This is a genomic window from Thermomicrobium sp., assembly GCF_053493975.1.
In genome coordinates, this window is sequence record NZ_JBRBZA010000070.1 from 1 (window position 1) to 12,042 (window position 12,042).

The following is a 12,042-nucleotide window of genomic DNA, read 5'->3' on the forward strand; positions in this document are numbered from 1 at the left end:
GGCGGCCACACGGACAGATCGAAGGGAAAGTCGGAGCCGGGAACGACGCGTTCTGGGCCGACGACGGCGCAGAGATAGTCCAGCGTTTCGCGGCGCCAGAGAACGGTGTCGTACCAGAAGCGCCGGAGATAGGTCACGGGAGGTTCAGCGAGTTGCCGGCGCACGGCCTCCCAGACGGCATAGCCTCGTTCGAGACGACCGAGTTGATACGGCAGATACCCACCGCCGTGCGCCAGCAGGATCCGCACGTTGGGGTAGCGATCGAGGATGCCGCCGAAAATCAGATCGGCCGCGGCGACGGTCGTCTCCCACGGGACGCCGATCAGATTGGGAAGTTGTGGTCGCGCGAGACGAGGATCGCGACTCAAGAGCGGGTGGAGGAACAGGATCGCCTTGCGCTCCTCGGCGGCTCGCCAGAGGGGTTCGAAGACGGGATCAGTCAGCAGCCGATCCGCGGTACCCGGTCCGACGATGGCACCCCGCATGCCTCGCTCCATCGCCCAGGCGAGTTCGTCTGCTGCAGCGGGCGGATCGTTGAGCGGCACCGTCGCGAGGAGGTCGAGTCGCGTCGGCACCCGTTCTCGCCACCCCAAGAGTGCCTCGTTGTACGCGCGCGCCGCTTCGCGCGCCAATGCAGGCTCTGCCTCGTAGAAGAAGAGTTGAGGAACCGGCGACAGCAGTGCGCGCTCGATCCCCGCTGCATCGAGTGCTGCCAGGAACTGATCCAACTCGTGAAAGACCGGCTTGAGTTCGAACGGCCAACGCCCTCCGACGATCAAGAATGGCGGTTTCCCGGGTTCTCGCTGCTCGAAACGAGCCCCCGCGCGCGCTGCGTTGCTGCGGAGCCACACGAGCATCGTGTCTGGGATGGCGTGAATATGGCAATCGACCTGCACGATCCCCCCACTCGATTGGCCAACGCGCTCATGGGTGCTTATCGGTGCGCAGACGTCGATTCTCTCTGCCGCGTGTCGCTCGGTTCGCGCGAGCTGCACAGCGGTGTTGACACGCCATCGGAGACGGTCCGGTTCCGGAGCGACGATCCGAGCCACGCGGACACGCTGCCGGAACGCGCGCGGTCACGCTTCGACGCGGACTCCCAAGTAGGTCTCCTGAAGTTCGCGGTTGCCGACGAGCTCCGCAGCTGATCCCTGCCAGATGACGCGCCCTTCCTCGACGATGTAGGCAACATCGATGACGGAAAGCGCGAGATCGATGTTCTGTTCTGCCAGGAGGATCGACAGGCCTGCCTGCTTGAGGCGCTGCAAGATCTCGCCGACGCGCTGCACCATGACCGGCGCGAGTCCTTCCGATGGCTCGTCGCAGAGGAGCACGAGCGGCTGGGTCATCAGCGAACGGGCGATGGTCAGCATCTGCTGCTCGCCACCGCTCAAGAGCGTTCCCCGGAGTTTGCCGCGTTCCTTGAGGATCGGGAAGAGCTGATAGATTTCCTCGACGGTCCAGCGGACCCGCTGGTCGGGGCGCGGTGGTCGTGCCCCGAGCAGGAGATTCTCCGTGACGGTCAGCGAGGGGAAGATACGCCGACCTTGCGGCACGAGCGCGATACCCTTGTGGGCGATGACATGGGGCGGTAGACCGACGAGCGACTCGCCGCGCAGGCGGATCTCGCCGGCCAGTCGAGGGAGCAAACCCATGATCGCGCGCATGGTCGTCGTCTTCCCGGCACCGTTTCGCCCCAAGAGACCGACGACTTGTCCTTCTTCGACCGTCAACGAGAGTCCGTTCAAGACGAAGCCTTCGCCATAGCCTCCGTAGACGTCACGCAGTTCCAGCATTTCGCCCTCGCATCGCTCCGGCCAAATACGCTGCCTGCACGTCTTCGTTGCGCTGAATCTCGTCCGGCGTACCGTCAGCCAGGACGGCCCCGTGATGGAGGACCGTGATCCGGTCAGCGAAGGAGAAGACGACGCGCATACTGTGCTCGACGAGGACCACCGTCATCTCGCGTGGGAGCTGTTTGAGTCGCTCGATGAAGGTGGGAATCTCGTCGACGGCCAGGCCGGCAGCTGGCTCGTCGAGCAGCAGCAAGCGCGGTCGCAAAGCGAAGCGTGCGGCCAGCTCGACCCGTCGCTGGTAGCCATGCGGGAGATGACGCACTTCGATATCGCTGACGTCCAAAAGGCCCCATTCCTCGAGGACGCGTTCGGCTTCGCGCTGGACAGCACGATCGCTGTTCACTTGCCCAGTGAGGCCCAGCAGGCGGTGGCGTCCCCGGAGGAGCGCGATCAAGATGTTCTGGCGTGTCGTCAGCTCGTGGAAGACTGCTGGCTGCTGGTTCGTTTTGAGCAGCCCGACATCGACCCGACGATGCGCTGGTAACCTGGTGACGTCGCGCCCGAAGACGAGCACGCGACCACGTGTCGCCGGAAGGAAACCGGCGATCACGTTGAGGAGTGTGGTCTTGCCGGCACCGTTGGGACCGATGATGGCCCGTCGCTCGCCTGGCTGCACGGTGAGCGAGATGTCTTCGAGGATCGTCAGCCCGCCGATGATCTTGCTGACGTGCTCGAGTTGCAGTGCCGGTACTGCTGTCATCGTCATGACCTCTCGATGACTTGCTCGACCGATGGCTCGCGATGACGACTGACTGCTGAAGCTGGCGTTCGAGCCACCGGAGCCTCTCGCCGCAACTGGGCCCGCAGCTGGCGGATCCGATCCGGCAACCGAACGATGCCCTGCGGAAGCAGCAGCACGGTCAAGATGAAGACGATACCGAGAATCATGACCCAGCGCTGCGTGAATGCGCTGACCTCATAGCGTAGCAGAAGGACGAGTGTGGTTCCGATGATCGGGCCCCAGAACGTTCCAGCTCCCCCGAGGATGACCATCACCATCCCCTCGCCGGCCAAGAGCCAGCTGATCTGCCCGGGGCCGACGAAGCCTTTGAAATAGGCGAACAGACCGCCCGCTAGGGCACCGTAGCCGCCAGCGATGGTGTACGCAGCGTACTTCAGCGTCCAGGTGGGATAGCCGAGACCAGCGAGGTAGCGCTCGTTCTCCCGGATGCCGATGAGGGCGAGCCCGAACGGTGAACGGACGATCCACGCAATGGTGAGGAGCGCGATCCCGACCACGAAGAGGGCGAGATAGTAGAAGTTGGCGGTGTCGGAGACACGCCCGACGAGGAACGGAAGCTTCGGTGTGGGGATTCCCGGCAGCCCATCGTCACCGCCGGTCACGTGACGCCAGAGCCAGACGATCCCGAACAGGACTTGAGTCAATGAGAGAGTCAGGATGAGGAAGTATGCCCCGTATGTTCGCAGCACGAAGGGGCCAGTGACGAGCGCGAGCGCCACTCCAGCGATCACCGCAATGAGCAAGGCCAGGGGGACAGGAACGCCGAGATACTTGGCGAGCAATCCAACGGCGTACCCGCCAGTTCCGAAGAAGGCCGAGTGGCCGAGGGAGGGCAGACCGGCATAGCCCAGTAGGAGGTTGAGGGACATCGCGAAGAGCGAGAAGATCAAGATCTCGGTCAGGACGGACAGCGGGTAGGTCGGGAGGAAGGCTGGAGCCGAGAGGAGCAGCACCGCGAGGAGAACGCCGAGCGCCGTACGCCAGTTTCGTGCCAGACGAGCGGTTACCATCATCCGGTTACCCTCCTAGGCCCAGCCGGGTCGGCCGAACAGCCCCTGCGGGCGGACGATGAGGACGGTGGCGGCGAGTGCCCACACCGCGAAGAAGGACGCCTCGGGCCAGAAGGTTCGCACGATCGTGTCGGTCAGTGCCACGACGATGCTCGCCGCGATCGCTCCCGCGACGGAACCGAGCCCGCCCAGGACGACGACGATGAGCGCCATCAAGAGGAGTTGGACGTCCGTTCCAGGTGCGACACCGGTCACGGGCGTGCCGAGAGCTCCACCGAGACCGGACAGGAAGGCACCCAGCGAGAAGACGATGGCGAAGATTCGACGCGCATTGATGCCGAGGCACTGTACCATCTCGAGATCGTCGACCCCAGCCCGGACATAGGCTCCCCACTTGGTGCGCTCGAGCAGATACCAGACCAGGATGGCGAGGACGGCCCCGACGACGATCAAGGCGACCCGATAGATCGGAACGACCGAGCCGAAGAGTTCCATCGAGCCGCGCAGCATCGCTGGTGGTCGCAGACGAAGCGGGTCGCCGCCCCAGATCCACCGCGTGACGTCCTGTACCACATAGGCCACACCGAGCGTCAGAGCGACCTGGAGAAGTTCCTTGCGGTGCAGACGCTGCAAGAAACCACGCTCGATGGCGATGCCCACGACCAAGGCGGCCAGAGCGCCAGCGAGGAGTGCGAGGAGGAAGTTCCCGGTCGAGCGCGCCACGGACCACCCGATGTACCCACCGATGAGGTAGAGCGAGCCAGTCGCGAGGTTGATGAAGCGCATGAGACCGAAGACGACCGAGAGCCCCACCGCGACCAGGAAGAGCAGGCTCGCATAGGATAGACCGATGACGAGACTGGCAGTATTGACCGGCACCGGATCTCCCTTCTCCCTCAGTCCCTCCAAACCATCGGCGCAGTACCGCCTCTGAGCTCGATGTTACAACGATACTCGCAGAACGATTCAGGTGCAAAATGGGGCGCGTGGATGACGCCCGCTCAGCGAGCGTCACCCGCCACGAGCGATCAGAAGGAGAGATCGTCCACGTTTTCCTGCTTGCCCAACACGACGTTACCGAGCGTGCCATCCGGCAGACGCTGGACCTTCCGGAAATAGACAGTGATGACGGCATTCTGGGTTTCTGGGTGGAAGCGGAACGGGCCGGCTGGTCCCGTGAACTGCACATCTTTGAGTGCTTTGAGGAAAGCCTGAGTGTCTTCCGCCTTCCCTTGCACCGTCTCGAGTGCCTTCGCAGTGACGCGGGCAGCCAGGTAACCCTGATACGCAAATTGGTTGGGAAGACGACCGTGCTTTTGCTTGAAAGCGTCGACAAATGCCTTGTTCTCCGGGGTATCGATCAGCGGTGAATAGTGGAGCGAGGTAATGATATCGAGTGCGGCTTCTCCCTGCTGATCGACATAGGCCTCATCGACCAGGTCGCCTGCACCGATCAGAGGAATCTCATCTTTGAGCCCGAAATCCTGATACTGTGTGACAAAGCGGACCGCGTCTGCACCGGCAAAGAAGGCCCAGACAGCATCAGGTTGGAGCTGTTGGATCCGCTGGAGGAACGGTGCAAAGTCGCTCGTGTCGAGCGGTGGAAAGACCTCACCGGCGATCTCGCCACCTGCCTTTTGGAATGCTTTCTTGACTGGTTCGGTCTTCTCGCGTCCAGCGGCATAGTCGGGAGCCATGAAGGCGAGTCGCTTGTAGCCGAGCTGCTCGAAGGCGTACTGCCCCATCGGCCATTCGTATTGGCCGTTGGCGAACGAGACGCGGAAGATGAAGGGACTGCGTCGCTGCGGGTCGCGCGTGATCGCTTGGGCACCGGCATTGTCGATGATCGTGGGAACTCCAGTCTGGTGAATGTAGTCGCGGCAGGCGAGTGCGACACCGCTGTGGATGTATCCGATGATGAGGTGCACTTTGTCGCGTTCGACCAGTTGCTTGGTCTTGGTCAGGCCCTGCTCCGGATTGGAGGCGTCGTCTTCCTGAACGAAGGTGACCCTGCGACCAGCGACCGTATTGTCGATCGACTCGAAGTAGAGCTGGATACCGCGTGTCAGGTTTTCGGCCAATGCCGCGAAGACACCGGTATAACCGTGGATGAGGCCGATGCGGATCGGCTCCGCTGCGGCAGCCGGTGTGACCACGACGGTCGGCGTCGCTGCTGCGGCCGGGGTCGGTGTGACGGCTGGGGAAGTCGGTGTGGCTGCTGCCGGGGTCGGCGTCGCTGGTGCGGTGGTCGGCGTCGCGCCGCCACCACCGCAGGCCGCGAGCAGACCGCCGAGTGCTGCTGTCCCGATCCCGAGGATCACCGTTCGCCGTCGAACTGGTCGACGGAATAGGTGGCGGAAATCGCTCTGTTCCATCGCTCTCCTCCTCGCAAAGCGACTGACCCGTCTCGCTCATCGCTGGATCGTCATGGCGGGCCAGTCGAGTCGTCCTCGCACTGGCCCACCGCTGCCCTCTTTCTCAGACGCCGACCGTCACCTTTTCTGGTGTCCCATAGGTGTAGAACGATTCTGGCATGGTCGATGCGCCGAGCCACACCGTACTCGAGTACAGATCGGACTCGTGGGAGACATCCCACACCACGGTCTGCCAGTTGGGGTCAAAGATCAGGTAGCCTGCATCGCCCCACAACTCCACGCGGTTTCCGCCTGGCTCGAAGACGTAGAGGAACATGGCTTGGGTCGTGCCGTGCTTCCCAGGACCAGCCTCGATTTTGACGCCCCAATCCCGGCAGGCGTCCGCCACGTCGTAGCAATGTTGTGGGTAACCGTACCAGTACGCGATGTGGTGCAAGCGATTTCCCTGGCCAGTTCCGTCGCGCATGACCGCGATCTCGTGGACGAGCGGGCTCACCGAGAGCCACGATCCGACTTTCTTCCCGTCACCGCCGATCTTGGTCTCGCGCAGCTTGAAGCCGAGATAGTTGCGGAGGAACGCTTCGTGGGTCTCGACATCGCTCACGAAGCAGTTGATGTGATCGAGCCGGCGCACGGGCACACCGTCCAGCGGTCGGCGCTGGGGCCGGTTCTTGAGGGCACTGCGCTGGTCCTCGGGGGCTTGGTAGTACTCGAGATCCCAGATCAACTCCATGCGGTGACCGTCTGGCATGCGGAAGCGGTAGGCGCGTCCACCGCCGAATTCGCTTTCCTGCCAGCCGAGTCCGAGCCCAGCGGCCTCGATAGCGACTGCGGCTTCCTCCAGCAGCTCGGGTGCCGAGACGCGCCAAGCGGCGTGCCCGAGGCCGGCTTGGGGCGCCTCTGTCAGCTTGAGCGTCCATAGAAACCAGTCCTCGTACGCTCGCAGGTAAACCGATTGCTCCTCCTGATGAACGACGCTCATCCCGAGGAGTTTGGTGAAGAACCAGAGACTCTCGTCCGGCTTGGGTGTATACAGCTCGACATGGGCGAGCTGGGCGACGACTGGGACACGGAGATCCGCCATGACCCCACCTCCCTGAGTGGTTCGACCCCCGACCTCACCGTTCGCGACCGTTCGGTTCCCACACCCACGCCGCGTCTCGCCAACCGTCGAGGTCGTACTGACTGAGGCACTCGTCGACGAGCGCTTTCCACTGCTGCATGAAGCCGCGTCGCTCCGCCCACTGGAGCGGGTCGAGGTACTTCTGCTCGTGATTGCCGGCATAATTCAGCTCATAGAGCCCGTGCCGGCCACCGAACTCCGAGTACACTGCGTCCCACACCAGCTTGTACAGCTTGCTGCGCTCCACGGCGGTCATACCGGTCCCGCGGAGGTAGCGGTCGAGGAGTGGCCGGACCTCGGGGTTGAGGAAATCGCGGTAGCTGGACACATTGATGATCGGGGCGCCACCGAGGATCCGCTCGTAGATCTGGCGAATGCGATCCCAAGCGAAGTTGGTGTAGACCCGCGCAGCCGCCGCGTATTCCAGACGCGGCACGACTGACCCACCCAAGCTCGGCTCGGGATCGCTCACCATCGCCGTGACGATGGCCCAAAGGAGATGCCGGAGCGCGACGAGTTCCCCGACGAGGACCTGGTTTCCGCGGAAATCAGCTGTCCCGTTGCACTCCAAGCCTTTCTGCAAGAGACCGATCATGAACTCGACCTTGATCATGAAGCGGATCGTCGTCTGCAGGTTGAAGCGATTGAAGAAGCCGGAGTCGGCATAGAATCGCTTGCACTTGGCCACATCGCGGTAGATGAGCACGTCTTCCCAGGGGATGAACGCCTCGTCCAGAACCAAGAATGCATCGTTTTCGTCGAAGCGGCTGGAGAGCGGATGGTCGAAGGGGCTCTCGGCATCGAGTTCGTACGACGCGCGCGAAATCAGGTACTGGCGCGGGTTATCCATGCGGACGAAGAAGACGAGCGCGACGTCTTCGTCTCGGCCCTCTTGCAGGCGCGCCGCGCTCCCGCTGTTGACGCCGACGAAGGTGCCGTGGGTGAGGGCCGATGCTGTCGCGACTTGCTTGGCACCACTGACGATGATGCCACCATCTGTCTCCTTGACGACGTGGATGTACACATCGCGGACTTCGCTGGGTGGACGATTGCGATCGATCGGCGGGTCGACGATGACGTGATTCATGAAGAGGACGCGGGAAGCGTATTCGCGGTACCATCTCCGTGCTGTTTCCCCAAACGGAGCGTAATAGTCCGGGTCAGCGCCGAGCGTGGCCATGAAAGCGGCCTTGTACTCCGGGGTCCGACCCATCCAGCCGAAGCTCATCCGTTGCCAGACCGCGATGGCTTGGGCTGCCTCCTTGAGATCCTCTGCGGAATACGCAGGGGCGAAGAACTTGTGGGTCAGAATACCCTGGCGATCGACCTTCGTCAGGATCTCACGCGTCTCCGGCGCGTGAAGCGCGTCGTACAGTCGGGCCACCGAGCGTGCGGCGTTCCGGAAGGCCGGATGAGTCGTGACGTCCTCGACCCACTCGCCGCGGAAGAACAACTTGCGGCCGTCCCGCAGGCTTTCCAAGTACTCCTCGCCAGTCATCGGACGGGTTGACGCCTGAACCACCTGTGTCATCGACCGTTCTCCCTTGCAAGACCGGCTTCTCACCACTTCTAATGTGATAATAGTGCGAGCATCAGGTCACGTCAATCGTGTCGTTCGGCTATCATGAACCTCTCGTCAGGATCTGCGGTGAGCGAGCGAGAGGGCAGCGGAGAGTTCAGCCATTGTGAACGAGCTGCTTGCCTGTTCACCACGGTGCTAGTATCGTGATGACATGGAGGGGGCGATGCTCCAGACGGTGCAAAAGGCAGCACAAGTGCTTCGCCTCTTTACGCCGCATCAGCCGGAATGGGGGGTCACCGAGGTCGCTGCTGCGCTGGAGATCCCCAAGTCAGGTGCTCATGCGCTTCTGCGGACTTTAGCAGCGGAAGGCCTCTTGCAACGAACGGCTGCTGGCCGCTACCGTCTCGGCTGGGCACTGTTCGAGCTCTCCCAGACGCTGCTCGACTCGAGTGCGCTCCTCCGCGCGGCCCGTCCGGTCATGGAGCGTCTGGTGGCTGGGTGGGGCGAGACGACGCACCTTGCCGTGTTGGTCGACGGACAAGTGTTGTACGTCGAAAAGCTCCAAGGAGATCGTGCCCTCGAGATCGTGCTCTCCGGGGTCGGCAAGCGCCTCCCGGCGCACTGCTCTGGCGTTGGCAAGGTGCTGCTCGCCCATCAACCGTGGGAGGTGGTGCTGGAGATCGTCGAGCGAACTGGACTGGTGAGTTTCACGCCGAACACGATCACGTCGGTCGAGTTGCTACGCGAAGAACTGGAGCGGGTCCGCCAACAGGGGTTCGCCTACGACCAGGAAGAAGTAATGGTCGGGCTCTGTTGTGCAGCGGCGCCGATCCGCGACGAGAGCGGTCACGTCATCGCGGCGATGAGTCTGTCGGTGCCGGCCTATCGCTTCTATCCGAACCGGCAGCGGCTCACCACCGCGATCGTCGACGCAGCGCGACGGGTTTCGGAAGAACTCGGGTACTATCAGGAGGAGTGGGCATGGGAGAACGGCAAGCGGTCAAGGTCGCGATCCTCGGTACCGGGAATATCGGTACCGACCTGATGTACAAGCTCTTGCGGAATCCTGGTCACATGGAACTGGCCATGTTCGCCGGGATCGATCCGCAATCGGAGGGGATCGCGCGCGCCAAGAAACTGGGTATTCCGACGAGCTACGAGGGGATCAAGGCGATCCTGGATGATCCAGAGATCCGGATCGTGTTCGATGCCACCAGCGCCAAAGCGCACGTGCGCCACGCCAAGATGCTGCGCGAGGCTGGCAAAATCGCGATCGATCTGACGCCAGCTGCCCGCGGGCCCTACGTCGTGCCGCCGGTCAACCTCGGCGCACATCTGGACAAGGACAACGTCAACCTGATCACCTGCGGCGGCCAGGCGACCATCCCGCTGGTCTATGCGGTCGGCCGGGTGGTGCCGGTGCGCTACGCCGAGATCGTCTCGACCGTCGCGAGCAAGTCGGCCGGGCCAGGAACGCGGCAGAACATCGACGAGTTCACCTTCACGACCGCACACGGGCTCGAGGCGATCGGGGGAGCTGAGCAGGGAAAGGCGATCATCATTCTCAACCCGGCTGAACCGCCGATCATCATGCGCAATACCGTATACGTCATCCCCGCGACCCAGGAGTTCGACCAGGCGGCGATCGTGGCGTCGGTCGACCAGATGGTCGCTGAAGTGCAGCACTATGTCCCCGGGTATCGACTCAAGGATGCGCCCGTCTTCGACCGGCGGCGCACGCCGTGGGGCGAACGAACGGTCATCGCCATGCTGCTCGAGGTCGAGGGGGCTGGTGATTTCTTGCCGCCGTATTCCGGCAACCTCGACATCATGACGGCAGCGGCCTGGCGGGTCGGCGAGCTGTTCGCCCGGCATCTGCTCGGGATCCGCGAGGAGGTGGCAGCATGAACGCCAAGACGCTCAAGCCACCGCGCGTGACCGACACGACGCTGCGGGACGGTTCCCATGCCATGCGGCACCAGTTCACGCGGGAACAAGTGCGGGCGATCGTGGCTGCTCTCGATGAGGCTGGCGTGCCGGTCATCGAAGTCACCCATGGGGACGGACTGGCGGGCAGCTCGATCCAGTATGGCTTTTCGGCGACGAGCGAGCTCGAGCTGATCGAAGAAGCGGCGAAGACCGCCAAGCGAGCCAAGATCGCGGCTCTCTTGCTCCCCGGAATCGGCACGCGCAAAGAGCTCTCAGCGGCGATCGAGCGCGGCATCAAAGTCGTCCGCATCGCGACGCAGTGCACCGAGGCCGATATTTCCGAGCAGCACTTCGGGATGGCCAAAGAGATGGGCCTGGAAGCGGTCGGTTTCCTCATGATGGCGCACATGCGTCCACCGGAGTTCCTGGCCGAGCAGGCCGCGCTGATGGAGTCGTACGGTGCCGACTGCGTCTACATCGTCGACTCGGCTGGCGCGATGTTGCCGGACGATGTCCGGCGCCGGGTCGCTGCGCTGAAGGAGCGGCTCTCCATTCAGGTCGGCTTTCATGCTCATAACAACCTCGGGTTGGCGATCGGGAATACTTTGGCGGCCATCGAGGAGGGGGCCGATCAAGTGGATGGCTGCTTGCGCGGGCTGGGTGCGGGTGCTGGCAACGCGCCCACCGAGCTCATCGCGGCCGTCCTCGACAAGTTGGGAATCAATCCGGGGCTCGATGTGTTCAAGTTGATGGATGCTGCCGAGTACATCGTGGCCCCGATCATGCCGTACCAGCCGATTCCGGATCGGGACGCGATCACGATCGGCTATGCGGGGGTCTATTCGACGTTCCTCCTCCATGCTCGCCATATCGCAGCTGAGTTCGGGCTCGATCCGCGTGAGATCCTGGTCGAACTCGGTCGACGCCAGGCGGTCGCTGGGCAGGAGGACTGGATCCTGGATGTGGCGCTCGATATCCTGCGCAGCAAGCGCGCAGCTGAAGGAGCGGGCGATGCACGCGAACCAGCCGCAGCCGAGCGATCAGCTGATTGACGAACCAGCCCCGACGATCGATCCCCGGCACTTCCGGCGGACGATGGGGCGGTTCGCGACGGGGGTGACGGTCATCACCGTGGCGCGTCCGGAAGGGGTCCACGGGATGACCGCCAATGCGTTTCTCTCCGTCTCGCTCGAGCCGCCGCTCGTCCTCGTGTCGGTCGATCGGCGGGCACGGATGCACGCCTATTTGGCCGAAGCCACCCGCTATGGGGTGAGCGTGCTGGCCCGTGACCAGGAGCGGGCGGCGCGGCATTTTGCCGGGAAGCCGCAAGCGGGGTACGAACCGGTCTTTGCCTGGCGGGAGGGGGTGCCGCTCTTGGAGGGGGCAGTCGCGCAGGTGGTGTGCGACGTCTGGGAGCGGGTGCCCGCAGGGGACCATACGCTGGTGTTGGGACGGGTGCGCTGGCTGGACTATTGGGAGCGCGAG

The 12,042-nt window shown here is 63.4% G+C and carries 12 protein-coding genes; 4 read left to right on the top strand and 8 right to left on the bottom strand.

Features of this window, described 5'->3' with window-relative positions:
- The 8 genes from ACWIVK_RS11200 to ACWIVK_RS11235 all read right to left on the bottom strand — a co-directional run.
- Nucleotides 1-896, bottom strand: an 896-nt coding sequence (locus ACWIVK_RS11200) for an amidohydrolase family protein (protein WP_448576787.1), incomplete at its 3' end; no start/stop codon positions are given.
- 183 nt (nt 897-1,079) lie between these two features.
- Complete coding sequence (locus ACWIVK_RS11205; RefSeq protein WP_448576788.1) at nt 1,080-1,796, bottom strand: ABC transporter ATP-binding protein; 717 nt, start codon at nt 1,794-1,796, stop codon at nt 1,080-1,082.
- The gene (locus ACWIVK_RS11210) at nt 1,780-2,562 is read right to left on the bottom strand and encodes an ABC transporter ATP-binding protein (RefSeq protein WP_448576789.1); all 783 of its coding nucleotides are present in this window, start codon (nt 2,560-2,562) and stop codon (nt 1,780-1,782) included. Before ACWIVK_RS11210 ends, ACWIVK_RS11205 begins: the two co-directional genes overlap by 17 nt.
- Nucleotides 2,559-3,611, bottom strand: coding sequence for a branched-chain amino acid ABC transporter permease (locus ACWIVK_RS11215; protein ID WP_448576790.1), 1,053 nt, complete (start codon nt 3,609-3,611; stop codon nt 2,559-2,561). The genes ACWIVK_RS11210 and ACWIVK_RS11215 overlap by 4 nt, the downstream gene beginning before the upstream one ends.
- Nucleotides 3,612-3,623: 12 nt before the next feature.
- Entirely contained in the window at nt 3,624-4,487 is an 864-nt protein-coding gene (locus ACWIVK_RS11220; RefSeq protein WP_448576791.1) for a branched-chain amino acid ABC transporter permease, read from the bottom strand.
- 149 nt (nt 4,488-4,636) lie between these two features.
- Entirely contained in the window at nt 4,637-5,983 is a 1,347-nt protein-coding gene (locus ACWIVK_RS11225; RefSeq protein ID WP_448576792.1) for an ABC transporter substrate-binding protein, read from the bottom strand.
- Nucleotides 5,984-6,086: 103 nt separating this feature from the next.
- Nucleotides 6,087-7,067, bottom strand: a complete 981-nt coding sequence (locus ACWIVK_RS11230) for a VOC family protein (protein WP_448576793.1) — start codon at nt 7,065-7,067, stop codon at nt 6,087-6,089.
- A gap of 34 nt (nt 7,068-7,101) precedes the next feature.
- The gene (locus tag ACWIVK_RS11235) at nt 7,102-8,637 is read right to left on the bottom strand and encodes a 4-hydroxyphenylacetate 3-hydroxylase family protein (RefSeq protein WP_448576794.1); all 1,536 of its coding nucleotides are present in this window, start codon (nt 8,635-8,637) and stop codon (nt 7,102-7,104) included.
- Nucleotides 8,638-8,851: 214 nt separating this feature from the next.
- On the opposite strand from ACWIVK_RS11235, the gene ACWIVK_RS11240 reads away from it, so the two are divergent.
- The 4 genes from ACWIVK_RS11240 to ACWIVK_RS11255 form a co-directional block, all read left to right on the top strand.
- Complete coding sequence (locus ACWIVK_RS11240) at nt 8,852-9,673, top strand: IclR family transcriptional regulator (RefSeq protein WP_448576796.1); 822 nt, start codon at nt 8,852-8,854, stop codon at nt 9,671-9,673.
- Nucleotides 9,610-10,536 carry an acetaldehyde dehydrogenase (acetylating) gene (locus tag ACWIVK_RS11245; protein ID WP_448576797.1) on the top strand — a complete coding sequence of 309 codons (927 nt, stop codon included), beginning with the start codon at nt 9,610-9,612 and terminating at the stop codon, nt 10,534-10,536. The genes ACWIVK_RS11240 and ACWIVK_RS11245 overlap by 64 nt, the downstream gene beginning before the upstream one ends.
- On the top strand, nt 10,533-11,609 hold the full coding sequence (gene dmpG / locus ACWIVK_RS11250; RefSeq protein ID WP_448576798.1) for a 4-hydroxy-2-oxovalerate aldolase: 1,077 nt from the start codon (nt 10,533-10,535) through the stop codon (nt 11,607-11,609). The genes ACWIVK_RS11245 and dmpG overlap by 4 nt, the downstream gene beginning before the upstream one ends.
- Nucleotides 11,569-12,042, top strand: a 474-nt coding sequence (locus ACWIVK_RS11255; RefSeq protein ID WP_448576799.1) for a flavin reductase family protein, incomplete at its 3' end; no start/stop codon positions are given. The genes dmpG and ACWIVK_RS11255, both read left to right, overlap by 41 nt.